The 25,879-nt window shown below is 63.8% G+C and carries 30 protein-coding genes and 1 tRNA gene; 18 read left to right on the top strand and 13 right to left on the bottom strand.

Annotated elements, in window-relative coordinates; genetic code table 11:
* Positions 1–35 precede the first annotated feature (35 nt).
* From NNX37_RS02410 to NNX37_RS02395, 5 genes are all read left to right on the top strand, one after another.
* Positions 36–1,307 carry an MFS transporter gene (locus NNX37_RS02410; RefSeq protein WP_255790652.1) on the top strand — a complete coding sequence of 424 codons (1,272 nt, stop codon included), beginning with the start codon at positions 36–38 and terminating at the stop codon, positions 1,305–1,307.
* Positions 1,308–1,431: 124 nt separating this feature from the next.
* A complete protein-coding gene (gene htpX, locus NNX37_RS02405; protein ID WP_255790651.1) occupies positions 1,432–2,304 on the top strand; it encodes a zinc metalloprotease HtpX in 873 nt (290 codons plus the stop codon).
* A gap of 42 nt (positions 2,305–2,346) precedes the next feature.
* Entirely contained in the window at positions 2,347–3,024 is a 678-nt protein-coding gene (locus NNX37_RS02400) for a histidine phosphatase family protein (protein ID WP_255790649.1), read from the top strand.
* Between the two features lie 524 nt (positions 3,025–3,548).
* Entirely contained in the window at positions 3,549–3,794 is a 246-nt protein-coding gene (locus NNX37_RS16600) for a helix-turn-helix domain-containing protein (protein WP_407079904.1), read from the top strand.
* 250 nt (positions 3,795–4,044) lie between these two features.
* Positions 4,045–4,311 (top strand): DUF732 domain-containing protein, encoded by a 267-nt coding sequence (locus NNX37_RS02395; RefSeq protein ID WP_255790648.1) that lies wholly within the window; start codon positions 4,045–4,047, stop codon positions 4,309–4,311.
* Between the two features lie 144 nt (positions 4,312–4,455).
* On the opposite strand, the gene NNX37_RS02390 is transcribed toward NNX37_RS02395, so the two are convergent.
* The 10 genes from NNX37_RS02390 to NNX37_RS02345 form a co-directional block, all read right to left on the bottom strand.
* A complete protein-coding gene (locus tag NNX37_RS02390; protein ID WP_255790645.1) occupies positions 4,456–5,070 on the bottom strand; it encodes a hypothetical protein in 615 nt (204 codons plus the stop codon).
* Between the two features lie 645 nt (positions 5,071–5,715).
* Entirely contained in the window at positions 5,716–6,537 is an 822-nt protein-coding gene (locus tag NNX37_RS02385; protein WP_255790644.1) for a phage major capsid protein, read from the bottom strand.
* Between the two features lie 177 nt (positions 6,538–6,714).
* Positions 6,715–7,185, bottom strand: a complete 471-nt coding sequence (locus NNX37_RS02380; protein WP_255790643.1) for a hypothetical protein — start codon at positions 7,183–7,185, stop codon at positions 6,715–6,717.
* Positions 7,182–7,436 carry a hypothetical protein gene (locus NNX37_RS02375; RefSeq protein ID WP_255790641.1) on the bottom strand — a complete coding sequence of 85 codons (255 nt, stop codon included), beginning with the start codon at positions 7,434–7,436 and terminating at the stop codon, positions 7,182–7,184. The genes NNX37_RS02380 and NNX37_RS02375 overlap by 4 nt, the downstream gene beginning before the upstream one ends.
* Entirely contained in the window at positions 7,433–7,630 is a 198-nt protein-coding gene (locus NNX37_RS02370) for a hypothetical protein (RefSeq protein WP_255790640.1), read from the bottom strand. Before NNX37_RS02370 ends, NNX37_RS02375 begins: the two co-directional genes overlap by 4 nt.
* 1 nt (position 7,631) lies before the next feature.
* On the bottom strand, positions 7,632–7,859 hold the full coding sequence (locus NNX37_RS02365) for a hypothetical protein (RefSeq protein WP_255790638.1): 228 nt from the start codon (positions 7,857–7,859) through the stop codon (positions 7,632–7,634).
* 31 nt (positions 7,860–7,890) lie between these two features.
* Positions 7,891–9,258, bottom strand: coding sequence for an AAA family ATPase (locus NNX37_RS02360; RefSeq protein ID WP_255790637.1), 1,368 nt, complete (start codon positions 9,256–9,258; stop codon positions 7,891–7,893).
* Position 9,259: 1 nt separating this feature from the next.
* Complete coding sequence (locus tag NNX37_RS02355) at positions 9,260–9,415, bottom strand: hypothetical protein (RefSeq protein WP_255790635.1); 156 nt, start codon at positions 9,413–9,415, stop codon at positions 9,260–9,262.
* Positions 9,416–9,428: 13 nt separating this feature from the next.
* Positions 9,429–9,572, bottom strand: a complete 144-nt coding sequence (locus NNX37_RS02350; RefSeq protein WP_255790633.1) for a hypothetical protein — start codon at positions 9,570–9,572, stop codon at positions 9,429–9,431.
* 205 nt (positions 9,573–9,777) lie between these two features.
* Positions 9,778–9,978, bottom strand: a complete 201-nt coding sequence (locus tag NNX37_RS02345; protein ID WP_255790632.1) for a helix-turn-helix transcriptional regulator — start codon at positions 9,976–9,978, stop codon at positions 9,778–9,780.
* A gap of 111 nt (positions 9,979–10,089) precedes the next feature.
* Here NNX37_RS02345 and NNX37_RS02340 point away from each other — a divergent pair, with 111 nt between their 5' ends.
* Together NNX37_RS02340 and NNX37_RS16470 are read left to right on the top strand one after the other, a co-directional pair.
* Positions 10,090–10,599 (top strand): helix-turn-helix transcriptional regulator, encoded by a 510-nt coding sequence (locus NNX37_RS02340; protein WP_255790630.1) that lies wholly within the window; start codon positions 10,090–10,092, stop codon positions 10,597–10,599.
* The gene (locus tag NNX37_RS16470; RefSeq protein WP_255790629.1) at positions 10,574–11,695 is read left to right on the top strand and encodes a tyrosine-type recombinase/integrase; all 1,122 of its coding nucleotides are present in this window, start codon (positions 10,574–10,576) and stop codon (positions 11,693–11,695) included. The genes NNX37_RS02340 and NNX37_RS16470 overlap by 26 nt, the downstream gene beginning before the upstream one ends.
* Before the next feature lie 31 nt (positions 11,696–11,726).
* Here NNX37_RS16470 and NNX37_RS02330 read toward each other — a convergent pair whose 3' ends face one another.
* Complete coding sequence (locus NNX37_RS02330; RefSeq protein WP_146360925.1) at positions 11,727–12,218, bottom strand: YajQ family cyclic di-GMP-binding protein; 492 nt, start codon at positions 12,216–12,218, stop codon at positions 11,727–11,729.
* A gap of 134 nt (positions 12,219–12,352) precedes the next feature.
* Here NNX37_RS02330 and NNX37_RS02325 point away from each other — a divergent pair, with 134 nt between their 5' ends.
* From NNX37_RS02325 to NNX37_RS02300, 6 genes are all read left to right on the top strand, one after another.
* Positions 12,353–12,679 (top strand): hypothetical protein, encoded by a 327-nt coding sequence (locus NNX37_RS02325; protein ID WP_255790627.1) that lies wholly within the window; start codon positions 12,353–12,355, stop codon positions 12,677–12,679.
* Positions 12,680–12,829: 150 nt separating this feature from the next.
* Positions 12,830–12,911 (top strand) — tRNA-Tyr (locus tag NNX37_RS02320).
* A gap of 92 nt (positions 12,912–13,003) precedes the next feature.
* Positions 13,004–13,441, top strand: a complete 438-nt coding sequence (locus NNX37_RS02315) for a MarR family winged helix-turn-helix transcriptional regulator (RefSeq protein ID WP_255790626.1) — start codon at positions 13,004–13,006, stop codon at positions 13,439–13,441.
* A gap of 63 nt (positions 13,442–13,504) precedes the next feature.
* Positions 13,505–13,906, top strand: a complete 402-nt coding sequence (trxA, locus tag NNX37_RS02310) for a thioredoxin (protein WP_146360930.1) — start codon at positions 13,505–13,507, stop codon at positions 13,904–13,906.
* A 213-nt stretch (positions 13,907–14,119) separates the two neighbouring features.
* Positions 14,120–15,340 (top strand): formaldehyde dehydrogenase, glutathione-independent, encoded by a 1,221-nt coding sequence (gene fdhA, locus NNX37_RS02305; protein ID WP_255790625.1) that lies wholly within the window; start codon positions 14,120–14,122, stop codon positions 15,338–15,340.
* A gap of 292 nt (positions 15,341–15,632) precedes the next feature.
* On the top strand, positions 15,633–17,225 hold the full coding sequence (locus tag NNX37_RS02300) for an ammonium transporter (RefSeq protein WP_255790623.1): 1,593 nt from the start codon (positions 15,633–15,635) through the stop codon (positions 17,223–17,225).
* Positions 17,226–17,231: 6 nt separating this feature from the next.
* On the opposite strand, the gene NNX37_RS02295 is transcribed toward NNX37_RS02300, so the two are convergent.
* The gene (locus tag NNX37_RS02295) at positions 17,232–17,522 is read right to left on the bottom strand and encodes a putative quinol monooxygenase (RefSeq protein ID WP_255790621.1); all 291 of its coding nucleotides are present in this window, start codon (positions 17,520–17,522) and stop codon (positions 17,232–17,234) included.
* Between the two features lie 112 nt (positions 17,523–17,634).
* On the opposite strand from NNX37_RS02295, the gene NNX37_RS02290 reads away from it, so the two are divergent.
* Complete coding sequence (locus NNX37_RS02290; RefSeq protein ID WP_255790619.1) at positions 17,635–19,287, top strand: AMP-binding protein; 1,653 nt, start codon at positions 17,635–17,637, stop codon at positions 19,285–19,287.
* 213 nt (positions 19,288–19,500) lie between these two features.
* On the opposite strand, the gene NNX37_RS02285 is transcribed toward NNX37_RS02290, so the two are convergent.
* A complete protein-coding gene (locus tag NNX37_RS02285; protein WP_255790616.1) occupies positions 19,501–20,538 on the bottom strand; it encodes a DNA-3-methyladenine glycosylase family protein in 1,038 nt (345 codons plus the stop codon).
* A 124-nt stretch (positions 20,539–20,662) separates the two neighbouring features.
* On the opposite strand from NNX37_RS02285, the gene NNX37_RS02280 reads away from it, so the two are divergent.
* The 4 genes from NNX37_RS02280 to NNX37_RS02265 all read left to right on the top strand — a co-directional run bounded on the left by NNX37_RS02280 (position 20,663) and on the right by NNX37_RS02265 (position 25,864).
* A complete protein-coding gene (locus NNX37_RS02280) occupies positions 20,663–22,042 on the top strand; it encodes a cystathionine beta-synthase (RefSeq protein WP_255790900.1) in 1,380 nt (459 codons plus the stop codon).
* A 72-nt stretch (positions 22,043–22,114) separates the two neighbouring features.
* The gene (locus tag NNX37_RS02275) at positions 22,115–23,260 is read left to right on the top strand and encodes a cystathionine gamma-synthase (RefSeq protein WP_255790614.1); all 1,146 of its coding nucleotides are present in this window, start codon (positions 22,115–22,117) and stop codon (positions 23,258–23,260) included.
* Positions 23,261–23,564: 304 nt separating this feature from the next.
* Positions 23,565–25,361 (top strand): DUF222 domain-containing protein, encoded by a 1,797-nt coding sequence (locus tag NNX37_RS02270; RefSeq protein ID WP_255790612.1) that lies wholly within the window; start codon positions 23,565–23,567, stop codon positions 25,359–25,361.
* Between the two features lie 62 nt (positions 25,362–25,423).
* Positions 25,424–25,864, top strand: coding sequence for a hypothetical protein (locus tag NNX37_RS02265; RefSeq protein ID WP_255790608.1), 441 nt, complete (start codon positions 25,424–25,426; stop codon positions 25,862–25,864).
* Positions 25,865–25,879 lie beyond the last annotated feature (15 nt).

The raw sequence follows: 25,879 nt of genomic DNA, 5'->3' as shown, positions 1-25,879 counted from the left end.
CCGGATCCGGGCCGGCGGGACCCTAGACTGCTCTGGTGCCCCGACTGCTCGCTGACCTCACACCCCTGCGTGAAAGCCCCGAATTCCGCCGGCTGTGGACCGGAACCGCGCTCTCCGCCATTGGCACGCAGCTCACCCTCGTGGCGGTCAGCCTGGAGGTCTACGAACTGACGGAGTCGAGTTTCAACGTCGGCCTGCTGGGCCTGGTGGGACTGGTGCCGCTGGTGCTGGCCGGACTGTACGGCGGATCCGTGGTGGACGCGTACGACAGGCGCAAGGTGGCGCTGTTCTCGTCGGGACTGCTGTGGCTCAGCACCATCGGCATCGCGGCCCAGGCCTGGGCCGGGGTGGGTAATGTCTGGCTGCTGTACTTCCTCGTGGCCGTCAACGCCGGCGCGGGCGGTCTGAACCACCCGGCGCGCAGCGCCATCATTCCCCGCCTGGTCCGCGCCGAGCTGCTGCCTGCCGCCAATGCGCTGAGCATGATGACCTTCGGCGTGGCCATGACTGCGGGGCCGCTGCTGGCAGGAGTGCTGGTGGCCCGGGTGGGCTATGGCTGGACCTACACCATCGACGTCATCACCTTCACCGCTGCCATGTGGGCGCTGTACCGGCTGGCGCCCATGCCGCCCGTGGGCAAGGTGCAGAAGGCCGGGCTGGGTTCCGTGCTGGAGGGATTCCGGTTCCTGGGCACCCGGCCCAATATCCGCATGACCTTCGTGGTGGACCTGTGCGCCATGGTCTTTGCCCAGCCCCGTGCACTGCTCCCGGCCATCGGGGCGCTGATGCTCGGCGGCGGCGCGACCACGGTGGGTGTGCTGCTGGCAGCCACCGCTGTGGGCGCCTTCCTCGCCGGGCTGTTTTCCGGGCCGCTCGGACTGGTGCGCCGGCAGGGCCTGGCCGTGCTCTGGTCCGTTGCCGCCTGGGGGCTGTCGGTGACGGCCTTCGGCGTCGTGGTGGTCCTGGCCGGATCCAACGACGGCGCGGTCCCGTCCCGGTGGCTGATCCCGGCGGCGCTCGCGATGGCCTGCGCCGGGATTGCCGATTCCATCAGCGGCGTCTTCCGGTCCACCATCCTGCAGTCCGCCACCCCGGATGCCATGCGCGGCAGGCTGCAGGGCGTCTTCGTGGTCGTGGTGGCGGGCGGCCCGCGGCTCGGGGACCTGGTGGCGGGCGTGGATGCCTCCCTGGTGGGAGAGGGGTGGGCGGCAGTACTCGGGGGACTGATCTGCCTGGCCCTGGTGGCAGTGCTGGCACGGACCCAGCCCCGGTTTGCGCGCTACGACGCGCTGCATCCGGAGCCCTGAGACTTCAGCAGGAGCAGGAGCAGGAACAGGAACAGGAACAGTCACGCCCGGTTAAACGTTGAAGTATATGTATCCAACGGACGCTGCAGGCCTGAAACGGCCTGCCTGAAAGGACTTTGTACCCGTGCACCGACACTTCAACGGCCTCAAGACAGCAGCCCTGTTCGGCGTGCTTTTCGCCGTGCTGCTCGGAATCGGGGCCCTGCTTTCAAACGGAACCGGAAGCCCGGCGTTTATCTGGGTCTTCCTCCTGATCGGCCTTGCCACCACTGCCTACAGCTACTGGAACAGCGACAAGCTGGCCATTCGGGCCATGCGCGCCGTGCCTGTTTCCGAGGCGCAGGCCCCGGAGATGTACCGGATTGTCCGTGAGCTTTCCCTGCAGGCCGGCGAGCCCATGCCGAGGCTCTACATATCACCCACCATGGCGCCCAACGCCTTCGCCACCGGCCGCAACCCGCAGCATGCGGCGGTGTGCTGCACGCAGGGCATCCTAGCGCTGCTGAATGAGCGTGAACTGCGCGGCGTGCTCGGCCACGAGCTTATGCACGTCCACAACCGCGACATCCTCACCTCCTCGGTGGCAGCCGCCATTGCCGGCGTCATTACTTCGCTGGGACAGTTCCTGCTCTTCTTCGGCGGCGGGGACCGGCGCAACGCCAACCCGCTGGCGATGATTGCCATGGCCATCCTGGCGCCTCTGGCTGCCTCGCTGATCCAGATGGCAATCGGCCGGACCCGCGAGTACGACGCCGACGAAGACGGGGCGAAGCTCACTAACGATCCGCTGGCGCTCGCGTCTGCGCTGCGCAAGCTGGAGAGCGGCACCCAGCGCGCCCCGCTGCCGGCCAATGACCAGAAGCTGGCCAACACGTCCCACCTGATGATCGCGAACCCGTTCCGCGCAGGGGTACGCGGCCTCCTGGCCACCCACCCGCCCATGGCTGACCGCATCCAGCGCCTGGAGCGCATGGCCGGCCGGACCCTGGGCGCCTAGCCTGCACCTGACCTGCTCCCGGTGACAAAGTAGGCTTCGAGCATGCGCCTGATACTCGTCCGCCACGGCCAGACTCCCTCCAACGTGGAGCACTTCCTCGACACCGCCGTTCCCGGCCCGGGACTGACGGAGCTGGGAAGGGAACAGGCGGCGTCGCTGCCCGAGGCGCTCGGACATGAACCGATCGACGGAATCTTTGCCTCCAACCTGGTCCGCACCCAGCTCACAGCCGCACCCCTGGCTGCCGCACTGGGGCTCCCGGTCGGGATCCGCGACGGGCTGCGGGAAGTTTCCGCCGGCGAGCTGGAGATGCGTAATGACCGTGACTCGATCATTACCTACCTGAAGACGGTCTACAGCTGGGTTTCCGGCGACACCGCCGTCCGGATGCCCGGCGGACCGGACGGTGCCGAGACGCTGGGCCGCTTTGACGCCGTCGTCGAGGAACTGGCTGCCGCGGGACTGAAGTCCCCGGCCATCTTCAGCCACGGGGCGATTATCCGGGTCTGGGCCACCGCGCGTGCCGGGAACGTGGGGCCGGATTTCATTGTGGCGAACGCGCTCAGCAACACCGGCGTTGCCGTGCTGGAAGCGGAAGATCTGCCCGGCGGCGGCCTCGGCCCCTGGCAGCTGCTCACCTGGATGGGTGAAGCGGTGGGCGGCGGGGACCTCGAGGACCACGGCGACGACGGCCCGGCCGCCGACGACGTCGCGCTCTAGGCAGCGGCCCGGCGTACTGCTGATGAACGGCAAACGGCGCCGTCCCCGCAAAGGGGGAGGCGCCGTCGTCGTGTGTGCCGTGCGGGCGTTCTAGCGGAAGTTGATGAACCTCTAGCCCGTCATCGGGCCCGACTGTCTATGGCAGTTTGCCGCTAGTTTCCGGGCTTCATATGGTTGGCGCTGCATGCCTGAATGCGTGTGTTTGTGGACCTCTTGCGGACTTTCTGCGGACTAGGATGATGCGGATCATCAGCTATTCCAATCTAGGACCGGAGAACAGCCTTGAGCGAATGGACCGATTTCCGACACACGAACTGCTGCCCGTGCCACACAACCCGGCAGATCGCCTACAGCGTGGAGGAGGCAGCAGCCAGGGTCGGGAGCAGCGCCGCTGTACTCCGGGCGCAGATTCGGCACGGGTATCTCGTTGCCAGATATGTGAACACCAAGGTGTTGATCGAGCACGATGAATTGGTGGCCTGGCTGCAGCACCTGCCCAGTGAATCGCCAACGGAGCGGCGAAGGTGAGCGAGAGCCGCTCCCTAACCGTCCAGCAGCTTGCGGAGCGTTGGCAGCGTCGCCCTGAGTGGGTGACGCAGGCAGCGAGGCAGGGGCAGATTCCTGGCGCCTGGAAGCTGGGTCACTTTTGGCGCTTCCGGCTCCTTGAGCTAGCGGCCTATGAAGAGGCACAGCAGGCACCGAATATCTTCGAGCTCAGCCCGGGAGTGGCGAGGCGCAGGAGCAAGGGGCGGCGGGCCCGTGGATCATAGATGCGCACTGGTAGAGTGCCCCAGAGCACCGACTTTATACATGGGGGGAACCATGAAGAGAACTATTGCAGTTGCCACCGCCTTGTTATTCGCGACTTCGCTATCTGCCTGCGGCAGTAGTGCACAAGGGCCCGCTAGCACCAGTTCAGCAGCCGATACCAGCGCGGCTTCACCTTCCCCTTCTAAAACCCCGAAGCATGCTAGTACCGCCCCGGCTAAGGCGTCCTCCGAGGCCAGTGAGTCTGCCTCGATGCTGACACCGCACCAACAGGTGTACCTTGCCCAGTTGCGCAAGGCCCACGCCAGCCTCCTGACGGCACCCGACGACGGGCTTATAGGAATTGGCGAAGGCGTGTGCACCTTCTACGACAATGGCGCCACGAGCGCAGAGGTCAACGATTTCCTCCTTATAGGCGCAGGAGTCGCCTACACGGTGACTGAGTTCGCGGCTATGCATGGTGCAGCCGTTGCAGCTTTCTGCCCTGAATACATGGCGCAACTGTCTTCAGGGCAGTAACCCATAACGACGAAGCCGCCCCCACCCGGTGACGGATGAGGGCGGCCGTTCTGGCTTAAACACGACAGCGCCCCACCATCTCAGGTGGGGCGCCTGCTTGTGGGCTCAGGCGGAGCGCCGGAGGCCTCGAGAGTGCTCATCTGGTCAAAACGAAGATCCCGCGAAAGCCGGAGCAACCGATAGGACGATCTGCAGGGCTGTACTACCGAGCGCCACCCCTATATTTACGCGATCCGCCCTGGCCAGACGCGCAACGGGTGCCTCCCCTGCCAGAGGACTAGTACCAGTGCTTGAAGACAATGCCCTTGCCTGAAAGAACTTACTTAGGCCCATGCCGAGCCCTACCAAAACCCAGAAGAGCAGCAGCAGCAAGACCAAGACCAAGATGACGTGCACGGCAGCAGGCAGGGAAGTCTCTCGCAGATGCAGCAACGCGACTGCCCCAGCCAAACCGAAGAGCACGACTACAGTCCCGAGCTCCCCCAGCCCTGCGTGCCTCCCACGCTTTTCCACCTCGAAGAAGATTCCGCCCACGCCGATCATGGTGATGATCATGGAAGCCACCATGACGACTGTCACCCATCCATGGCTGAGAGGAAGCAACCGAGGAACAAGTAACACCACCAAACCAAAAAGTGCGAACCCAAACCCGATCCCAATGCCGGACACGTCATAGGGATCGGCTTCTTCCTGGCTGACGCTATTGGGTTGGTCTAACGGTTGGTCCTTTGACAAGTTCATGGCGGCTCTCAGTCTCACAATTCGATTGTTTGCCCCAGCCTAACGGCAGCTACGCACAGTTTGCCCCTCGCTCCCACTGTCACCGCTGACCTCAGCTGCCACTTCCCGGTTTCGATTCATGCCCGCTCGTTCGTTCCGTCGCTACGGGAAGATCTCTTGATATGAACCATTCCGAAAAGTTTGAACCCTCCGCACTATCCGGAGACCTCACCGTCGGTGCCGTGACAGTGCGTGTCTAGGGACCCCCGCCTGGGGGTCGTCATGAGTAGTACCTGTGTGAGGCCTTGCCTGCTGCGCTGAGGTTGCAGCGTGGGCACTCGGGACCACGGATGATGCTCCGGTCGTCGTCGTCGTGTCCCAGGTGGAACAGCGCACCTGGTGCGAGTGGCTGTTGGCAGCGCCAGCAGCACACCTTCCCTTCGGCTATCTTGGCAACCCATCGTCTGCGCTGTGCTTGGTACTCGGCGCCGTAGCCGCGCTGGGCTTTGGTTCCTCGTGCCTTGTCTCGCGCTCTTGTGTGCTCGGTGCAGTAGCTGGCGGCTGCCGGCTGCGGGCAGCCTGGTTGTGCACATACCTTCTTAGCTCTTGGCATTGGTTCCTTCGGGTTAACCACAGCGAGCCGCCACCTTTCATGGATGACGGCCCGCTGTGGTGAATCGGTTGTTACTCGCTGGCGACGGTGACTTTGGCGATGTGCTTGGGGTCAATGACAGCCCAGCCGAAGCGCCATGTTGCACGGATTGCGGTGCTGTCGTAGTCGAAGAAGTGATCCGGCGAGACTGCCAGGTTCAGCTCCCCTGCTGCGGAGTAGATGCTGCCCTTGGAGGTGATGAGGATGGTTCCGGGTGCCAGGCTCGGGGTGGTGATTACTTCGAGGCCGAAGACCTGCTTCTCAGTCTGTTCCGCTGGTGCACCGAGGAGGGGAATGTTGGAGCCGGTACCTGCCTTGAGGGCTCGCACCTTGGCCCAGTCCGCCGGGTTCGCCACGATGTGCGTGGGCTTGCCGCCGGCTACTTCGATAGCCGCGATGGCTTCGTCTACGGCGTCGAGGTTGGTGCCCAGTGTGCCGCCGTCACTGATGCCTGCCAGTCCCATAAGCCCGGTTGGGTTGCCGGGATTGGAGAGCAGCGCGTTGTTGCCCTTGACGGTGACGGCGCGGCGGAGGCTGGTGGACAGTACGCCGTTGGAGCCGGGGCTGTTCCGCATGGCTTCGTTGGATGTGCGGGTGAGGACGGCTACCTTGTCGGTGCTGACGGTGAGCTCATCGAGGACGGGATCGCTCTCGGTGATCTTGGCGCCTTCGTCCACGAAACCGGCTTCGGGGTCCGCTGCAACGTAGGGGATCCGGACTACGGGCGCGTCACCTTCGACGGCACCGGCGAGGGTGGTGAGCTGGAAGATGAGTGCTTCCGGCATTACCTCGGCGGCATTGAAGGCCTGGTCCGGATAGAGGGACTTGAGGTCTGAACTGGTGTTAATTGCCATGGTGGCTGCTCCTGGATTTGGAGGGTGAATGAGTGAATCACTGAGCCGCGGGCTCTAAGTGTGCGTGCCCTCCTGGAGCATCTGCGGTGCTTCACTGCCGGCCTGCCGGTCTGTGTGTTGCACCTCTCTATATTGTACCGGATAGGGGCCAGTTATGTACCGACCCCTATCCGTTATCTAGCCGCGTAGGGCCCTGTTCAGGGCGTCTCCGAACGGATCTCCGCTGCCAACCATGGTAAAGCCGTGGGCACCCTGGGAGAGGTCTGGCCTTGGGGTCCGCGGGGCTGCGAGATGCGGGCGTTCAGCCAGGATGGCGCTCGTTGCTTCCTGTACCTTTTCCGGGTCCGGTAGCCCGTCCTCAGTGAGCATGTCCGCCGGATCGGCCCCGTGCCGCCAAAGGTCGGCTGCGTCCAGCAGATAACCGCCGGCAAGCTGTTCGATAAAGGCTTTGCTGAGGGTGTTGAGCTTGCCCGTGAGCCCTTCGGTGGTCGCGGTTGTTTCTGCGAGCTTGGCCTCAGTATCACGGAGCCTGGTGCGGTATTTGGCAGCTTCCCGGTTGCCCTTGGCATCGGGCTCCTCTGCTTCCCTGCCGTCAAGGGCATCGGCGGTGGGCTCTACTTCGCTGGTGGATTCGATGTTCTGGCTCATAGTCGATTTCCTTTGTTCTTGTTGGGGCTGTTCTTGATGGTCATTGTCTTGAGGCGTTCGGAGTACCGGATTGCTCGGGATTCCCATAGTTCGGCCCGGTCGCGGGCTTCGTAGAATTTCTGCTTGAATTTCCGCAGCTCAGCGTTCTCTCGTTGGGCTGCTCGTCTATCAGTGCGCTCACGTTTGAGGGCGTGAAGCAGTCGCTCTTCGCCGGGGGTGAGAGCATCCCGTTCTTCGTACTCGGTGGTCATGATTTTTCCTTTTCGGTCGTATCTGCGAGGTCGTGGAGCTTGTCGGCCAGGGCCCTGGCCTCGTCCGGCGTGAGGTGGGCACAGACGCTCGCGCCGTGCATGAGCCCGATGCCTTCTGTTCTCTTGCCGTCTTTGCGCCACTCCCAGCGGCGAACGGTGACGTAGGGGCGTCTGTTGTCCTTTGTGCCGGCCATGTCAGCCTCCGTAGTTGGTGGAGTGGTAAAGGGTTCCGTCTGGACTCATATAGAAGTTGGGGACCATGCACCGAAGGATGTACCCGTTGTCGTCAATATGCAGATTGGGCAGTTCAACGTTGGGAGGCAGGTCGGTCTTCGGTAGGGCGTCCACGTCGATGTCGAGTTCTTTGCCGTAGCCCGGCTGATCCGGGTTGTCGTTTTTCCAGTGATAGTGGCCGAGGCTCAATCGGTGGTCCCTTCCTTCGAGTAGCTGCGCATCATGCTGATTTCTTCCGGCTTGCCAGGAACCAGGAATAGAGCCCTGCAGCATGTTCCGGGGAGGCCTTCATGGCTATCTGAACCTCAGTCGCGGTCTTGGGGAGGAGCATGCTGAGGCGTCGGATCTCTGCCTCCGTGGGCTGCGAAGGTGCCGAAGGTGCCAAAGGTGCCACTCCTACAGGCGCAAGCTCCTTGGCGGCACCTTGGGTCGAAGGAGCCACGAAGGTGCCCATGGTCTCCGTGCATGGCACCTTGGCACCTTCGGCACCTTCGGGCTGCTGGGTGGCACCTTCGGTCTCCATCTGCCAGACCCACCCGGATCCGAAGGAGCTTTTGACACTGGCGATCCGCGGATTGCGGCACCTTCTCCGGGCGTGCTTGATTTCGTTGTCCGTGAACCCAGCCGCTTTACCCGCTTTCAGGACTTCGGCAGCAGGGGCCTCCCATCCGTCGCGGTCTCGGATGAAGTCCGCTACGAAGGCCTGGGCCGCGTTCCTGTCGTCCTGTTCGTCCTCGCCTCCCGGCTCCCTGTTGATTAGGTCCGAAACACTGGTATCCGTCTCTCCAAGGAAATTGACCTTAGCGACGCTGGTCACGTCACCGTCATCGGTCGGGACGTTCACCGATTCGAGGATGAACTTATAGCTGCCCTTGGACTCGGCGTAGTTGTTCTTGTCCTGGCTGAAGACGCGCTCCCCGGTGTCCGGGTCGCTGGCAAAGGCGAGGTAGGAGCGGGTGAGGTCCCGCCAGGCATGGGAGCCGGAGAGCTTCGCGGAGACGCTGCCGGCGCCCTTTCCGAAGTGGTTGATCAGGACCATGGCGACTTCACGTTGCTGAGCCAGTGCCATGAGGGGCTCGTAGGCTTCCCGGACGTCCTGGACTTTGTTCATGTCCCCGTGCATGAGCGATGGCGCGGGATCCAGGATGATCAGCTTGGCACCGGTCTCGTGCTGGGCTTCTCGAATGCTGTCCATGTCCAGCGGGAAGCGGAGGGAGCGTTGCCGGGTGTATTCATCGAAGGTGGTTTGCACCTCGATCTTGTAGATCCGGTCCAGGTCCGCGCCGGCAGCGGTCAGCCGGGGAATCATCACCGTTTCCCAGTCGTCCTCCGGCCCGATGATGATCACCGCTCCTTTGGTTCCATGGAGGTCTCCAGGCAGCAGGCCGCGGGTGAGTTGTGCGGCCAAGTGCAGCATGAATGTTGTCTTACCTTCCCCACCCTGCCCCGCAGCTATGGTCCCCGTCCCAAGAGGGATAACACCCGAACCCTTGTAGGGCTCCCAAAACCACTTCTGCCGGCGGCTCTTGATCAGGCTGGCTGGGGTCAGGAGGAGACGCTTGGTTTCTGTGTGCGTCTGGTCTGTCAATCTATGGGCCCTCAGTTCTCATCGGCACGTATGCGCTGTTCGGACTCTGGCGGTGGATCAGGACGTCAACCCATTCGATGCTGCTGCGGATGGTCTTACGCATCTCATTCCGCATATCGGGGATCGAGTTGTAGTAGTCCTCGTGCGGGTTGGGCATCGGAGTGCTGGCCCTACACATTGGCTGTCCTGAGGATGTCTGCGGGCTTCGCACCGTGGGCATCGGCGTAGCGGCACAGGTCGGTGACGGTGTAGATACCTAGTGCCTGTAAGGCGCTGATCTGGGCATCCTCGGCGGCGGTGTGTACTGTGATCATGAGTGAATCTGTTCCTATCTGTGGGACTGGTTGGCGGTCTGGACGAGCTTCTTGGCGGGAGTGTCCAGGCCGCTTTTGTTTTTCTGCTTGTCTCGGCATCTCGGGCCGATGCCGGTCGAGACGGACTTGGGGCTGATCATTGGCGCCCCGCATTCTGAGCAACGCGCCACGAGCATTAGCTCGGGAGTCAGAGGGGCCGGTGCTCTCATGCGGCACCGTCTGCTTCGAAGGCTGCGTTCAGCCATTCCATAACCTCGAACTCGCGGAACATTCTGCGCCCGCCGATCAGGGCTGATTTCGGCGCGGTACCTGAATGGATCATCCAGCGAATCTGCGCGGGGGACTTCCGCAGCATCTCTGCCACCTCGTTCAGGGTGAGTAGCTTCATGGCTATTACTGTCTCCATCGGTTCACTCTCTGCTAGTCGTAAGCGAACTACCCGTGTAGTCCGCACGGGACTACTATTGCCCACAGTTGGGGATGGTGTCAAGCGTTTGGGGAATGTAGTCTTAGTCCCATGGAGAATGTTGAGAATAATCTTGCTGACCTAGCCAGGCGGACCTTTGGGGAATCCGTGCGGAAGTTTCGCGTGGCGAATCAGTGGACGCAGGAGGGCTTGGCGAAGTCGCTAACGGCAAACGGCATAAACGCAACGCAGACGATGGTTGCGAAGATCGAGCGCGGAGACCGCCCGACGTCGATAAGTGAGGCGGCCGTGATTGCAGCCACTTTCGGCATTCCGGTGCAGTCTCTGCTCCCTTTGGATCGGGAGTCGGCCACCGCTTCCCACTTAGGTTCGCTTCTCACTACCTTTCACACCCGGCTCGAAAGGCTGGAAGATCTCAGGCTTGAAGTATCTGAATACGAGGCTGACATTCAGAACCTGCTAGACGAATGGGATGACTCCGTGGGCAAGTGCACGGAGACAGACCGGGAGCATCTGAGAAGCCTCGATATCGATGCACGGCCTACTGCTGAGAATGGAATGAGGAAGATGCTCCGTGGCAAGTATCAAGAAACGCCCTGACGGGCACTGGCGGGCCCGCTACCGCGACGAAGCGGGCAAGGAGCATGCCAAGCACTTCCCCCGAAAAATTGACGCGCAGCGGTGGCTCGATGAAGTGACGGCGTCTGTCGTGACGGGAACCTATGTGGATCCCAAGGCGGGGACTATCACCTTCGCCCAATGGTTCACGCAGTGGGAAGAACGTCAGATCTGGTCGCGAGGGACAAAGTTGTCCGCAGCTCAGGCGCTGCAGTCCACAACCTTCGCTGACGTGCAGATGAAGAAGATCATGCCGTCGCACGTTCAAGCCTGGGTTAAGTCGATGACGCTCCCCGCGGAGACGCGAAAGTCTGGATTGTCCCCGGCCACAGTCAAGGTCCGCTACAACCTGGTGCGATCCGCCTTCAAGGGCGCCGTAGCGGACCGAGTAATCGTGCTGGATCCATCGGACAACATCAAGTTGCCGAGGGAGCGCCGTCCGGAAGTTGCGATGACTATCCCGACCACCGCTCAGGTTGCGGCTGCGTTGGATGCGGCGCCAGAGTGGTTCCGTGCCTACATAGGAGTCTGTGCTTTCGCCGGCCTGCGGCTTGGTGAGGCCTCCGGACTCCAGGTTGGAGACATCGACTTCCTGCGCCGGACCCTCAAGGTCAGCCGGCAGGTGCAGGGAGAGAATCGGAAGAAGGCCGAAGTTGTCGCCCCGAAGCACGGCTCCGAGCGTGTTGTGTACATCCCGGCGCGGCTCACAGAAATGATCGCGCAGCATGTGGAGCAAGTAGGTGTTCACGGCGATGAAGGGTGGCTTTTCTCGACGGGTGGCCACTTATGGAACCGAGGGATGGCCGGGTACTACTGGCGGGAAGTCCGCGAGGCTTGCGGGATGGGTGAGTTCACGCTGCATGACCTGCGGCACTTCTTTGCCTCCGCACTGATCGCGTCCAGCTGTGATGTGGCGACGGTACAGAGGACCCTGGGACATTCTCAGCCGTCGATCACGCTGGACATCTATACCCACCTGTGGCCGACCGCTGAGGATAAAACGAGGACCGCAGCCGACTCTCTCATGGCTGCGGTCCTCGACGGTCCTGCGGACTCTGTGCGGACTGAGGCACAGTAATCTGCGTCTGACTAGGCGATACGCATAGGACCTAGCGGAAGTTGATGAACTGCAGATCCACTTCGAGGTCCGCACCCTTGAGTAGGGCCATGGTGGCCTGCAGGTCGTCGCGGGACTTGGAGCTGACCCGGAGCTCGTCGCCCTGGATCTGGGACTTGACGCCCTTGGGGCCTTCGTCGCGGATCAGCTTGTTGATCTTCTTCGCCTGGTCCTGGGCAATGCCCTCCTTCATGGAGGCCTCAATCCGGTATTCCTTGCCGGAGGCGAACGGCTCGCCGGCATCCAGGGACTTCAGGGAGATGCCCCGCTTGACCAGCTTGGACTGCAGGACGTCCAGGACCGCCTTCACCCGGTCCTCGGAGTTGGCCTTCATCAGGATCTTCTCGCCGCTGAAGTCCACCTCGGCCCCTACGCCCTTGAAGTCGTAGCGCTGGACAATTTCCTTCTGCGCCTGGTTCAGCGCATTGGCCACTTCCTGCTTATCGATCTTGCTGACGACGTCGAACGTGGACTCACTGGCCATTTCGGGACTCCTCTAAGTTGGTGACTTTTCCTGCTACTTAGCGTAGTAGGTCCGGGCACCGATGGCGCCCTGCTCACAGGATCCGCCCAGCCAACACCCGGCATCGTCACATCGATGCGGGGAAAGGTGAGGGGGTGGAAAACTATCCCGGCACCGCATCGCGTCCCCGCCGTCCCGCCGCCGTCCGTCTCCGTACTGCCGCGGCCGGTTCATTCCTCGCTGCAGCTTCGGCCGCCGGACTCGGAGTCATCGGCGCTCCGCCGGCACGGGCAGCCATTTGTCCTGTCTCGTCCCTGGTGGACTGCGGTTCTTCAGTCGCCGACGTCGACGAGGGGACCCGGGAACGGCTCGCCGGGATCCGCACGGATCTGGGAAACGCCGTGGCCTGGGGCTCGGTGACCCAGGCGCAGGCGGACCGGTTCTATGCGCAGCTCGAGGGCCGGATTGCACGGGGACTGTAGCCGCGGAAGGGCCTCAAAAAAGACAGTGGAAGGGGGCCCCGGGACTCCTTGCGGAAAGCATTTGGGGCCCGATTCGTAACTTTGGAAAATCTTCGGTAAAGTTGTCTTGTCCGCAGCCGCTGCGGACAACGTCTTCGCTTGAAGACGCTCGGCAGATTACCCGAGCGGCCAAAGGGGGCTGACTGTAAATCAGCTGGCAACGCCTTCACTGGTTCGAATCCAGTATCTGCCACCGACAAACCCGTCCTCACCACTGGTGGGGGCGGGTTTTTCAGGTCCCGGGGACCTTGCGCCGAAAACTCCTAGATATTAGGCTCCCTAAATATGACTAGCGATCCCGCCCTGGATGAGCTCGCCGAGGAATTCCGCGAATCCCTCCGGCTGGCACTGTACATTGCCCGCAACATGGATGCAGACACCGATATCAGCGCCACGCAGGTCAGCATCATGAAGATGGCCGCCGGCGAGGGGACGCGGGTGAGCGGGATTGCCCGCAACCTCGGGGTGAAGGTCCCCAGTGCCACGGAGCAAATCATCCGTCTTGAAGGGGCAGGCCTGTTGAAGCGCAGCCCGGACCCCCATGATTCCCGCGGTGTGCGGGTGACGCTGACGCCGAAGGGGGAGCAGTCGCTCCGGGAAGCCAACGGCAGCAGGACCGCGCTGATGGCAGCGCTGCTGGAACAGCTGAGCAGCGAGGAACGGGCCGCACTCTCAGCCGCATTGCCGGTGATCCGCCGGCTCACGAAGCTTCCCGGCGCCTGAGCGGGCTTCACCGGTCAGCGAACAGCTACAGACAATGCCTGCAAGCCCGGTTAGCGTTGAACCATGGCTACTATCGACATCACCGAAGCAACGTTCCCCGAGACCATCGAGGAAAATGACATAGTCTTCGTGGACTTCTGGGCGGACTGGTGCGGTCCCTGCAAGCAGTTTGCACCCGTGTACGACTCCGTATCGCAGCAGCACGACGACATCACCTTTGCCAAGGTGGACACCGAGGCCGAGCAGGGTCTGGCAGCTGCCGCCGGCATCACCTCCATCCCCACCCTCATGGCATTCCGGGAAAAGGTGCTCGTGTTTTCCCAGCCCGGCGCCCTCAACGCCAGCCAGTTCAGCGAACTGGTGGAAGCAGTCAAGGGCCTGGACATGAAGGCCGTGCATGAGCAGATTGCCGCGCAGGAGCGCGAGGCAGCCGCAGGCTCCAACGGACAGGCCAAGCAGGCCTAGCTCCGCCCGTTCCTTCGCCAGGGAGGCATCCGTCAAAGGATGCCTCCCTGGGTGCGTTAAGGCGCTTTCTGCCGGTGCTCCTGCCGGTGGAAATCCGCCGGGTCCACCGGTAGCGCCACCCCTGCACCCGCTGTAATGTCGCTTCCACAGGGCGCACCGCAGGGAGCATCCCGGCGGGGACGTCAACGATGACGAAACGACTGTGAGGCCGCAATGAGTTCCAACCGAGGCATTGCTTATCTTGAACCGGGTGTAGTTGAAGTCCAGGACATCGATTACCCGACCTTTGAACTGCAGGACGGTCCGGGTGTGAACCCGGCCAACGTCGGACGCAAGCTCCCGCACGCCGCCATCCTGAAGGTGGTCACCACCAACATCTGCGGATCCGACCAGCACATGGTCCGCGGGAGGACGACGGCGCCGCCCAACCTGATCCTGGGTCATGAGATCACCGGGGAAGTGGTGGAAACCGGATCGGACGTGGAGTTCATCAAGGTGGGCGACCTGGTTTCGGTGCCGTTCAACATTTCCTGCGGCCGCTGCCGCAACTGCAAGGAACGCAAAACCGGCATCTGCCTGAACGTGAACCCCGACCGTCCCGGCAGTGCCTACGGATACGTCGATATGGGCGGCTGGGTGGGCGGCCAGGCCGAGTATGCCCTGGTGCCGTACGCGGACTGGAACCTGCTGCGGTTCCCGGACAAAGACCAAGCCATGGAGAAGATCCTTGACCTGACCATGCTCTCCGACATCTTCCCCACCGGCTACCACGGCGCAGTCACCGCCGGCGTGGGTGTGGGCTCCACCGTCTACATCGCCGGCGCGGGTCCGGTAGGCCTTGCCGCAGCCGTCTCGGCACAGCTGCTGGGCGCCGCCGCCGTGATCGTGGGCGACCTGAACGAGGAACGGCTGGCCCAGGCCCGGAGCTTCGGCTGCGAAACCGTGGACGTTTCGCTGGGGGACCCGCGGGACCAGATCGAACAGATCCTGGGTGTGCCGGAAGTGGACTGCGGGGTGGACGCAGTGGGGTTCGAGGCCCGCGGGCACGGTGCCGGTTCAAGCAGCGAAGCGCCGGCCACGGTGCTGAACTCACTGATGGACATCACCGCCGCAGGCGGAGCGCTGGGCATTCCGGGACTGTACGTCACCGGTGACCCGGGCGGCGTCGATGAGGCTGCACAGAAGGGGTCGCTGAGCATCAACCTGGGGGCGGGCTGGGCCAAGTCGCTGTCCTTCACCACCGGGCAGTGTCCGGTGATGAAGTACAACCGGGAGCTCATGATGGCGATCCTGCATGACAAGGTGCAGATCGCCAAGGCCGTGAGCGCCACTCCGATCAGCCTGGACCAGGCACCGGAGGCCTACCGCGAGTTTGATGCCGGTGTGGCGAAGAAGTACGTCATTGACCCGAACGGCATGGTGGGCTCCCACTAGCCCGCGGGCCCTCCTCCCGCAGGAGGACCGATGAGCAGCAGCACAGCCGGCAGGACCGAGACGGAATCGGTCCTGCCGTCTGCCGTTTGCGCCTGTGCACTTCTGGTGCCTCTCAGCCCGGCGGTACGCTCGATTGGTCCGGGGTCCCGGCCGGCACAGCTTTCCGGGCCTCCGCCACTCGAACGCCCACGGCTTGTAAAAGCGGAGTTGGAAGCGGGAATCATATGTGCGGCAGCAGCGGAACACCTGGCAGAGCCGGCACTGGAACACCTGACACCCCCGGGAGTGCTCAATGAACGGGGCGGACACCGCGTGGGTATTGATCTGCGCCGGGCTGGTGCTGTTTATGACCCCGGGCCTGGCCCTCTTCTACGGAGGGATGGTTCCGGTCCGCAACGTCCTGACCATGATGATGCAGAACATCATCCCGCTCGGAATCATCTCGGTGACCTGGGTCCTGGTGGGGTACACCCTGGCCTTCAGCAACAGGGGCAACTCCGTAGTCGGTGAATTCGACGCTTTTGCGCTCCTGGATCTGGATACTCCGCAGTTCCACACCGTCGCGGCGGGCGTGACCATTCCAGCGCTGGCCTTCGTGGCGTACCAGATGATGTTCGCCGTGATCACTCCCGCGCTGCTCACCGGTGCGACGGCCGGCAGGCTCCGGTTCGGCGGCTGGGTGCTTTTCCTTGCCGCGTTCTCCATCCTGGTATATCCGCAGGTGGCGCGCTGGCTCTGGCACCCCAAGGGATGGTTGTTCCAGTTCGGCGCCCAGGACTGGGCCGGGGGAATGGTGGTCCACGCCTCCGCCGGTGCCGCTGCCGTGGCGGTGCTGCTGGTGGTGGGCCGGCGGCGCGGCTGGCCCACCCTTCGGAACTCGCCCAACAACCTTCCGCTGATGCTGGTGGGCGGAGGCATCCTCTGGTTCGGCTGGTTCGGATTCAATGCGGGTGACGGGCTGCAGGCCAATGACATTGCCGCGCAGGCGCTGATCAACACCCACGTGGCAGGATCGGCCGCAATGCTCACATGGTTGATCGTGGAGCGGATCACCACCGGGCACTGCACGCTGGTAGGAGCAGTTTCCGGTGCAGTTGCGGGCCTTGCAACCATCACGCCCTGCGCCGGCTATGTCGGCACCGGGGCGGCCCTGCTGATCGGACTGATCGCGGGCTGCGTGTGCGTGCTGGCGGTGCGGCTCAAGAGCGTCCTGCATTACGACGACGCCCTGGACGTCATTGCCGTCCATTTCGTGGGCGGTGTGCTGGGGTCCTTCCTGCTGGGCTTCTTTGCGGACAGCACGGTAAACGCGGCCAGCGATGACGGCGTCTTCTCCGGCGGCGGAGGAACGCTGCTGTGGCACCAGACGGTGGCCATTGTCAGCGTGGTGCTCTTCTCCTTCGTGCTCAGCTGGCTCTGTGCCGTTGTTATTTCCCGCACGGTGGGCCTGAAGGAACCCGGCCAGGAACAGGAGGATCTGGACCACGTCCAGCAGGACTCGTCCGCATATTCACTCAGTGGAATCGGTGCCCGGCCCACGGCAGCCGGCCGGGCGGCGGTGGACGGGAGTACCGGGGGTGCGGACCGGCACTCCGCACCGAGCCACGTCATCAGCGCCGTGGTCAACACCGGGCGCGTTGACGGGCTGCGGGATGCACTGCTGATGGCCGGCGCCCGCTCCCTGGAGCTCTCCGACACCGCTGTCTACTCCGGGAAGATCCGGACCGATACTTTCCGCAGCGAAAAGCGGCTGATCGATTTCGATGAGCGGTTCCGGGTGCATGCAGCGGTGGACGCGGAGCATGAGGAAGCGGTGGTCGCGGTCCTGAAACGGTTCGGGGCGGAACCGGAATCCATCTACCGGCTGGCAATCACCCCGTACTGACGTCGATTAGACCTGTTCCACCTTCAGCGGTTCGGCCAGCAGGGCGCTGAGGGATTCCTGCAGGTCCTGGAGGGCGGCACCGCGGGCGTGGCGCTCCAGATCCTCGCGGGAGGCCCACTGTTCCGCCAGCACAATGGCCGCCTCCGAGTCCTCAATGATTTCGTAGCGCAGGCAGCCCGGTTCCTCCCGTACCTGCTCGATGGCGATGTCCAGGGCCAGCTTCACCCGCATGTGTTCGCCGGGGTTCGGGACCATGGTGGCGCGGAGATTGATGGGGGTATCGGTTTCTTCAGTCATTCCCCCACCATAGGACTTCTGAGGGAAACCGGGGTGCAGGGCGCTCCCTTCGCAGGGAAGCAAACTGTTGGTAGCGTTGCCGCCATCTGTCCCGCAGCCAAAGGAGTCTGCTTTGCTTTCATACGCCGCATCCCCGTCGCAGAGTCCCCTGCTGGAGGAAACCATCGGGGATAACTTCGTGTCGACCGCCCGCCGTTTTCCAAACGCTCTTGCGCTGATCGATGTCCCCACCAACCGGTCCTGGACCTACGCCGAACTGGACCGGCAGGTCAGCGACGTTGCAGTCGGTCTGCTTCTGCGCGGCATCCAAGCCGGGGACCGGGTAGGCATCTGGTCACCGAACTGTGCGGAATGGACCATTGCCCAGTACGCCACTGCGAAGGCCGGTGCCATTCTGGTGAACGTGAATCCGGCCTACCGGCAGGCTGAACTGGACTTCGTGGTGAAGCAGAGCGGAATGCGGATGCTGCTCACCGCTCCGAGCGACCAGCGCAACGACTATGAGGCCATGGCACGGTCCGCCCTCGAGACCGGGGACAGCCTGGACACGCTCGTGTTCCTGTCCGGGGACGGCGCCGGCAGCTTCGCGGCACTGGAGGCGGAGGGAAGGGACTCCGGCGGGCCGGGGGCGGCGGCACTGGCCGAACGGATGGCGGGGCTGCAGCCGGGCGATCCCATCAATATCCAGTACACCTCCGGAACCACGGGCTTCCCGAAGGGTGCAACGCTGACCCATTCGAACATCCTGAACAACGGATACTTCATCGGCGAACTTCTGGGCTACAGCGAGGAAGACCGGGTGGTGCTTCCGGTGCCCTTCTATCACTGCTTCGGAATGGTGATCGGCAACCTTGCGGCCCTCTCGCACGGTGCCGCGACCATCATTCCGTCCCGCACCTTCGACGCCGGCCGGGCGCTCGCCGCCGTCGAAACACACCGCGGCACATCCCTGTACGGGGTGCCGACCATGTTCATCGCCGAACTGGGGCTGCCGGACTTCGACCGGTACGACCTTTCCTCGCTGCGGACCGGTGTTATGGCTGGCTCGCCCTGCCCGGAGGAAGTCATGAAACGGGTGATCGGCGAGATGAATATGGCCGAGGTGGCTATTTGCTACGGCATGACCGAAACGTCTCCGGTTTCCACCATGACCCGCCGCGGCGACTCCCTGGCCCGCCGCACCCGCACCGTGGGACGGACCATGCCGCACCTGGAAACCCAGGTGGTGGATCCCGGAACCGGGAAGCAGGTGCCCTACGGTGAAATCGGCGAGCTGTGCACCCGTGGCTACAGCGTGATGGCGGGCTACTGGAACCAGCCGGAGGCCACCGCGCTGGCTGTCGACTCCGAGCGCTGGATGCATACCGGGGATCTGGCCCGGATGGACAACGAGGGGTACGTCAGCGTGGAGGGACGCATCAAGGACATGGTTATCCGGGGCGGGGAGAACATCTATCCGCGGGAAATCGAGGAGTTCCTCTACACACACCCCTCAATCCAGGACGTCCAGGTCATCGGCGTTCCGGACGAACGCTACGGAGAAGAACTCATGGCATGCATCATTCCGGTTCCCGGCGCACCGGAACCGGATGCGGCGGCCATTGCGGAGTTCTGCCGTGACCGGCTGGCCCACTACAAGATTCCCCGTTATGTCCAGATCCGGGGCAGCTTCCCCATGACGGTCTCCGGCAAGATCCGCAAGGTGGCGATGCGCGAGGAGGCAATCAGCGGACTGGCGGGCACCGCCACCCCTGCGGTCTCCTAGCGGGAGGATGCGGGGTATGTGGGAGGAGGCGGGAGGAACCGGGTATGCGGGAGTAAGCGGGAGTAAGAGGTAGCGGGACGGAGTCGGCATTCGCGGGGGAGGGGTCCGGAGGAGGCGGCTTTAATATTCCTGTGAGCTCTGCGAGCGTGGAATTTCGTTGCCGCCGACCCGGGCCCCGGGTCCCGGGATCACCTCAGCGCCGGGCACGAACCCTCAGCGCCGCCGATGGTCCATCGGGGCGAGCTTGGGTCCGTAGGTGGGTTTGCGGTAGCCGCTGAGCATAATCATCCGCACCACCCGCTGCCGGTGTCCCTGCCAGGGTTCGAGCAGCTTCAGCATGCCGGCGTCGTCGGTGCGCTGTCCGGTCAGGGCGGCGCCCACATACGCGGCCAAGTGGTAATCGCCCACGGACACCGAATCCGGAGCCCCGTGCGTCCGCTGCGTGATTTCCGCTGCACTCCACACTCCGATCCCCGGAACCGAACACAGCTTGGCGGTCAGATCCTCGCCCAGGGGAGCGTCCGCCAGCCGCTGGAGCGCCGACGCCTGCGAACAGGCCCGCAGGATGGTGGTGGACCGGGAATGGTCTACCCGTGCCTGGTGCCAGTCCCAGCTGGGGATCCGCCGCCAGGTTTCCGGTGCCGGCGCGGCCTTCATGCCTGCCGGTGCCGGGCCGGGGGCGTCCACGCCGTAACGCGTCACGAGGTAGCGCCAGGCGTAGTAGGCCTCCAGCACGGTCACCTTCTGTTCCAACACCACCGGGATCAGGGTGTCCATGATACGGCCGGTGCTTGGCAGCCGCAGGGAGAGGTTCCGCCGTCGGGTCTCCGTGACCATCCGGGGCAGCGTCGCGAGGAACGCGGCGTCGTCGAACTCCGACCAGTCGTCCTGTTCACCGAGCAGCGCGGGCACCGACGCCAGGGCGCACTCGGCACCCGGCCCCCAGGCGGAGGCACGGACGCGGGCACCGGGGGCGGGCACGGGTTCCTCGCGCAGGTTCAGGGTGGCCGGGCCTTCCGGGGTGAGGAAGGTCAGCCAGGCAATGCCCGGTCCGAGCCGGATGGTCGGATCCTGCTTGCCGCGGACCAGGATGCGCAGCGAGGTCTGCAGGCAGTAGGGGGCGGGGGAGTCCCAGTAACGCACCAGGCCCGCAGGGCCGGATGCGCCGGAATCCCGAGCCGCAGGAACGTGTTGCAGCGGAACAGACGGTGCTGGAACAGACCGCACTGGAGCAGCGGCGGTGAAGGACATGCAACTATGGTTGCACGCGCCGCCCCCACTCCTGCCCGCACGGCGGGCCGCCCGCCTGTGGCTTTTGCTACGCTGCGTTCCATCCCCGCTGCCGCAGGCCGAAGGAGCACGTAACGTGGGTCACATGAAGTATGCCAACACTGTCCTGGACCTGATCGGCAACACTCCCTTGGTGAAGCTCCACCACGTGACCGAGGGCATCCGTGCCACCGTTCTGGTGAAACTGGAATACCTGAACCCGGGCGGTTCAGTGAAGGACCGCATCGCCGTGAAGATGATTGAAACTGCGGAGCGTGAGGGCAAACTGCTGCCCGGCGGCACGGTGGTCGAGCCCACCAGCGGCAACACCGGCGTCGGCCTGGCGCTGGTTGCCCAGCAGAAGGGCTATAAGTGCATCTTCGTTACCCCGGACAAGGTAGGGGTGGAGAAGCGGGATGTCCTGCGGGCCTACGGTGCCGAGGTAGTGGTGACGCCGACGGCGGTTGCCCCTGACAGCCCGGACTCCTACTACGGAGTCTCCGACCGGCTGGTGCGCGAGATCGACGGGGCCTACAAGCCGGACCAGTTCTCCAACCCGTCCGCACCCGCCAGCCATTACGAATCCACTGGGCCGGAAATCTGGGCCGACACCGACGGGCGGGTCACCCACTTCGTGGCCGGTGCCGGTACGGGCGGAACCATCACCGGCACCGGACGCTACCTGAAGGAAGTCTCCGCCGGCCGGGACTCCGGTCCGGTGCGCGTGATCGCCGCCGATCCCGACGGGTCCGTGTACTCGGGCGGTACGGGACGCCCCTACTTTGTGGAGGGCGTGGGGGAGGACATGTGGCCGGACAACTATGACGCATCCGTGCCGGATGAAGTGATTGCGGTCAAGGACGCCGATTCCTTCGCCATGACCCGCCGCCTGGCCCGCGAGGAAGGCCTGCTGGTAGGCGGTTCCTCGGGTATGGCGGTCACGGCAGCCCTGGAAGCTGCGCGCTCGCTGGGGCCCGACGACGTCGTCGTGGTCCTGCTCCCGGACAGCGGCCGCGGCTACATGGGCAAGATCTTCAATGACGACTGGATGCGCTCCTACGGTTTCCTGCAGGACGGCGGGGAACAGGCCTCGGTCCGCGACGTACTGGCCACCAAGGACGGCTCGCTGCCGGATCTGGTCCACACCCACCCGAACGAAACGGTGCGGGACGTCATTGCCATCCTCAACGAATACGGCGTCTCCTGCCTGCCCGTGCTCTCGCAGGAACCTCCGGTGATGCTGGGTGAAGTCCTCGGGTCCGTGGATGAGCGCTCGCTGACGGAGAAGCTTTTCCGGGGCGAAGCCAAGCCCACCGATCGGATCAGCGAGCATATGGGGCCGCGTCCGGCGCTCGTCGGGACGGGAGACACAGTAGCTTCCGCCCGCGCGAAACTGACGGACGACGACGCCGTGATGGTTACGTCCGATGGCACGGCCGTTGGCATGCTGACCCGGCACGACCTACTTTCGTACTTGAGCCTCTAACCCCGGCACGCCTTCGCAGGGGCGCTGTATTTGCACTAATCTGCCGGCTCCGGCCGGCGCAAGGAGAACACCATGACGAGCTTCAGCACCCGCGCCATCCATGCGGGCCAGGCACCGGATCCCACCACCGGAGCGGTCATTCCGCCCCTGTACCAGAGCACCACCTATGCCCAGGACGGCATCGGCGGTCTGCGCAACGGCTATGAGTACGGCCGCGGCACCAACCCCACCCGGGATTCGCTGCAGGAACAGCTCGCGGCGCTGGAAGGCGGAAAGCACGCCTTCTCCTTCAGTTCCGGCCTGGCAGCGGAGGACGCCCTGATCCGGGGGCTGCTGGCTCCCGGAGACCACATCGTCCTGGGCAACGATGCCTACGGCGGAACCTACCGGCTGATCAACAAGGTGCTGGGCAAGTGGGGGATCACCAACGCAGCGGTGGATATGTCCGACACTGCGGCTGTTGCGGCGGCCATCGCGGCCGGAAACACGAAGATCGTCTGGCTGGAAACGCCGTCGAACCCGATGATGAAGATCAGCGACATTGCCGCAACGGCCCAGGCAGCGCATGACGCCGGCGCGATCCTGGTTGTCGACAACACCTTTGCCTCGCCGTACCTGCAGCAGCCGCTGTCGTTGGGTGCCGACGTCGTTGTGCATTCGACCACCAAGTACATCGGCGGTCACTCCGACGCCGTGGGCGGTGCCGTGATACTGAACGACGACGCCATGGCGGAGGAGATCGGGTTCATCCAGTTTGCTGTCGGTGCGGTGTCGGCGCCGATGGAGGCCTGGCTGACCACCCGCGGGTTGAAGACCCTTGCGGTGCGGATGGACCGGCACTCGGCCAGTGCCACGGCCGTGGCGCGGTGGCTCAAGGAGCAGCCTGCCGTGGAGCACGTGCTGTATCCGGGGCTGGAAGAACATCCGGGACATGACCTGGCCAAGGCCCAGATGAAGGACTTCGGCGGCATGGTTTCGGTGTCCTTCAAAGGCGGCGAGGCTGCGGCGCGGAAGGTGGCTGAAGCCACCCGGCTGTTCCTGCTGGCCGAATCCCTGGGCGGGGTGGAGTCCCTGATGAACTACCCCTCGGAAATGACCCACGCCTCGGTCAAGGGCACCGAGCTGGCCGTACCGGAAAACCTGCTTCGGCTGTCGGTGGGTCTGGAGGACGTCGAGGACCTGATCGCGGATCTGGATCATGCGTTCGGGCAGCTCTAGCTGTTCCGGCGCGGGCGGTTGTTCGGGGGTCCTCGGGGGTGGTCGGGGGTCTGGGCTGTTCCGGGTGGGGGGCGTTGATGCGCTGTGCCCGGGAAGGCAGGCAGATCATCAACCTGCTGATGGCTGCCGGTGCTCCGGTCGAGGTCCCCTCGGGAGCAACCACTGGGTGTTTCAGGCCCAACCCAATGGCCCTTTCATGACTAGGTAGTGCCGTTCGGAAGACAGGTATTCCGAGTTTCCAGGAACGCCGGTTTGAGGCTCTTTTCGGGCCGGGAATGTCAGTGCCGGATGAAATCCTGAGGGTATGGATCAGCTCGGGAACACCGAACAAATAACCGAAGAGCAGGGCAGTAAAGACCAGCAGTCGGCAGGGCAGACTGCTGAAGCGGATGCGCCCTGCGCGGCCTGCACACTGTCGGTTTACCAGGCTGAACTGACTGTCGCGCCTGTCGGCGGTGCTGACGACAATGCCGCCCCTCCCACTGGCACTGCCCCCGAGGGCGACGCCAAGGCCGAAAATCCCGGACCTGATGCCGGGCCTGGCCTTGCGGACCCATCCGTCTCCGAACCAGCCAATCCCGGAGCTCCCACCGCCCCCAATTTCCGAACCGACAGTTCAGCCCCCGATTCCGGGGGTCCCACAGCTTCCGATACCGAAGCCCGGAATCCTGCCGAAGGATATCCGGACGGTTTTACCGGAACACTCTCGTTGAAGAACCTCGAATCCTTTGACGAGCAGGCGGTCGGTGCAGCTCTGTCCCGGATGGCGCATGCGATGTCCTGGGTACAGGCGCTGGAGGCCCGCCTGATGAACCGGATGAAGGAGATTTTCCGGGACGATTTCCATGCCGCGTCGGGGCGGCTCGAACCCGGGATGGCGTTCAGCCTCGCAGCTTCTGAATGCGCCGCCATCCTGAATGTCCCGCAGGTCACCGGGCAGCGGCTGTTGTTCGAAGCGGGCATGCTCTGCAGCACCCATGCCGCCACACTGGCGGCTCTGGAAGAAGGACGGCTGTCCTACCAGCATGCGCAGGTGGTGCTGGATCAATGCCAGAACGTTCCGGCCGAGAAACTGCCCGGGTTTGAAGCCGATCTGTTGAAGGCTGCGGAGGGCCAGACCCGGGCCCAGTTCGCCTGTAAAGCCAGGCGGCTGCGCGAGAGGAAGTTTCCGGACACCGTGGCCAAACGGCATCTGACTGCGTTCGAGCAGCGCAAGGTCACCCTGGACCGGGAAGAAGACGGCATGTCCTGCCTGTCCGCGTACCTACGGGCAGAAGAAGCCCAGCAGATCTACACGACCCTGAGTACCGCAGCACGGGGTGAACAGGTAGCCGGAGATAGCCGCTCCACGGATCAGCTGCGTGCGGACATCCTCGCCCAGTTGCTCATGGGCGGCGTCGGCTCAACACTGGTGAGCGCAGGGACCGGCAGCAGTGACGTCCGTAAGGAGACCGGCGGGGCCGGCGGCGCGGGCGGGACCGGATGCGATGACGGCGGTATCGTGCCGCGTGCGGAGATTATGGTCCTGATCAACGCTGAAACCCTCTTCGGAGCCGATAACCAGCCGGCAGAACTGCACGGCTACGGACCCATCAGCGCTGAAGCAGCCCGCAGGCTCGCCCGGAACGCCGTCGGCTGGACAGGACTCGCCCAAAACCCGCAGACCGGAGAGATCCTGGGAGTGGGACGGCGCAGAAAAGTACCAGCCGGGCTCCGCCGCTGGCTCCGCGCACGGGACGGAACCTGTCGGTTCCCCGGCTGCCGGGTCAATACGGCGAACGCGGAGATCGACCACACCATTGACTGGGCGCGCGGCGGCCCTACGGACCACGGGAATCTGGAACACCTCTGCCTCCGCCACCATCGGTTCAAGACCCTGGGTTACTGGAAAGCCTCCCAACCGATACCCGGAGTGATCGAGTGGACCTCACCCGCCGGACGCATCTACCGGACCGAACCTTTTCTGGAACTCGGGCCACCGGATACGTCACCGAATGTGGGTCGCGATCAGGGCCGGGATCAAGGAGGGGATTCCAAGCAAGAGGATCCCAAGCAACAGGATTCAGGGCAGACCGAACCGGAATCGGTGCCGCCGTTCTGAGCGGAGACACCATCCCTTGAGGCAGTCGCGCTGCGGCAGCCGCACTGACGCAAGTACCGGTCGTGACGGTTGGGGAACTGAACGCGGCAGCGGCGACTTTTCGGGCGGAAGCAGAAATTCCCGGACGACTCTTCACGGCAGCTGCCAGAGACGACAGCCCGCGTTCGGAAATTGCTGTCAAATGGCTTTTCCTGGGCCTTCCAATGACACCTTCTTCGCTGCTAACTTCGCACCTAGATAAAACTTATTGGAACGTGGAGAAGAAAATTATGAACCTCTTCGGAAACCGGGCCGCGAACCCGAGGCTAATCGTCAGGGAGATTTTCGCCAGCCACCCCGACCCCGACCAGGCTGCCGTAGCTTGGACCAAGTCTGTTGCCCGGGAGACAGGCCTGGACCTGCAAAAGGACCAGGTTCGCCTGATTAGGGAGCTGCGTAAGCGGGACACAAGCCTCGATTTGGCCTGCGCGACCTTTATGGTTCAGGAAGCGGCTGGAAAATAAGAAACACGGTTGGGG

The organism is Arthrobacter zhaoxinii (assembly GCF_024385505.1).
In the GTDB taxonomy this organism is placed as follows: domain Bacteria; phylum Actinomycetota; class Actinomycetes; order Actinomycetales; family Micrococcaceae; genus Arthrobacter_B; species Arthrobacter_B zhaoxinii.
This window is presented reverse-complemented; position numbering and strand designations above follow the sequence as displayed.

Bases quoted from the DNA above. Each gene is read 5' to 3' on its own strand.
- fdhA (WP_255790625.1), top strand. From the start codon at position 14,120: ATGAGTTCCAACCGAGGCATTGCTTATCTTGAACCGGGTGTAGTTGAA.
- trxA (WP_146360930.1), top strand. From the start codon at position 13,505: ATGGCTACTATCGACATCACCGAAGCAACGTTCCCCGAGACCATCGAG.
- NNX37_RS02315 (WP_255790626.1), top strand. From the start codon at position 13,004: ATGACTAGCGATCCCGCCCTGGATGAGCTCGCCGAGGAATTCCGCGAA.
- NNX37_RS02345 (WP_255790632.1), bottom strand. From the start codon at position 9,978: ATGGAGACAGTAATAGCCATGAAGCTACTCACCCTGAACGAGGTGGCA.
- NNX37_RS02300 (WP_255790623.1), top strand. From the start codon at position 15,633: ATGAACGGGGCGGACACCGCGTGGGTATTGATCTGCGCCGGGCTGGTG.
- NNX37_RS02275 (WP_255790614.1), top strand. From the start codon at position 22,115: ATGACGAGCTTCAGCACCCGCGCCATCCATGCGGGCCAGGCACCGGAT.
- NNX37_RS02340 (WP_255790630.1), top strand. From the start codon at position 10,090: ATGGAGAATGTTGAGAATAATCTTGCTGACCTAGCCAGGCGGACCTTT.
- NNX37_RS02350 (WP_255790633.1), bottom strand. From the start codon at position 9,572: ATGATCACAGTACACACCGCCGCCGAGGATGCCCAGATCAGCGCCTTA.
- NNX37_RS02370 (WP_255790640.1), bottom strand. From the start codon at position 7,630: ATGGCCGGCACAAAGGACAACAGACGCCCCTACGTCACCGTTCGCCGC.
- NNX37_RS02330 (WP_146360925.1), bottom strand. From the start codon at position 12,218: ATGGCCAGTGAGTCCACGTTCGACGTCGTCAGCAAGATCGATAAGCAG.
- NNX37_RS02355 (WP_255790635.1), bottom strand. From the start codon at position 9,415: ATGCCCAACCCGCACGAGGACTACTACAACTCGATCCCCGATATGCGG.
- NNX37_RS02380 (WP_255790643.1), bottom strand. From the start codon at position 7,185: ATGAGCCAGAACATCGAATCCACCAGCGAAGTAGAGCCCACCGCCGAT.
- NNX37_RS02270 (WP_255790612.1), top strand. From the start codon at position 23,565: ATGGATCAGCTCGGGAACACCGAACAAATAACCGAAGAGCAGGGCAGT.
- NNX37_RS02395 (WP_255790648.1), top strand. From the start codon at position 4,045: ATGCTGACACCGCACCAACAGGTGTACCTTGCCCAGTTGCGCAAGGCC.
- NNX37_RS02375 (WP_255790641.1), bottom strand. From the start codon at position 7,436: ATGACCACCGAGTACGAAGAACGGGATGCTCTCACCCCCGGCGAAGAG.
- NNX37_RS02400 (WP_255790649.1), top strand. From the start codon at position 2,347: ATGCGCCTGATACTCGTCCGCCACGGCCAGACTCCCTCCAACGTGGAG.
- NNX37_RS02295 (WP_255790621.1), bottom strand. From the start codon at position 17,522: ATGACTGAAGAAACCGATACCCCCATCAATCTCCGCGCCACCATGGTC.
- NNX37_RS02280 (WP_255790900.1), top strand. From the start codon at position 20,663: ATGAAGTATGCCAACACTGTCCTGGACCTGATCGGCAACACTCCCTTG.
- NNX37_RS02285 (WP_255790616.1), bottom strand. From the start codon at position 20,538: ATGTCCTTCACCGCCGCTGCTCCAGTGCGGTCTGTTCCAGCACCGTCT.
- NNX37_RS02385 (WP_255790644.1), bottom strand. From the start codon at position 6,537: ATGGCAATTAACACCAGTTCAGACCTCAAGTCCCTCTATCCGGACCAG.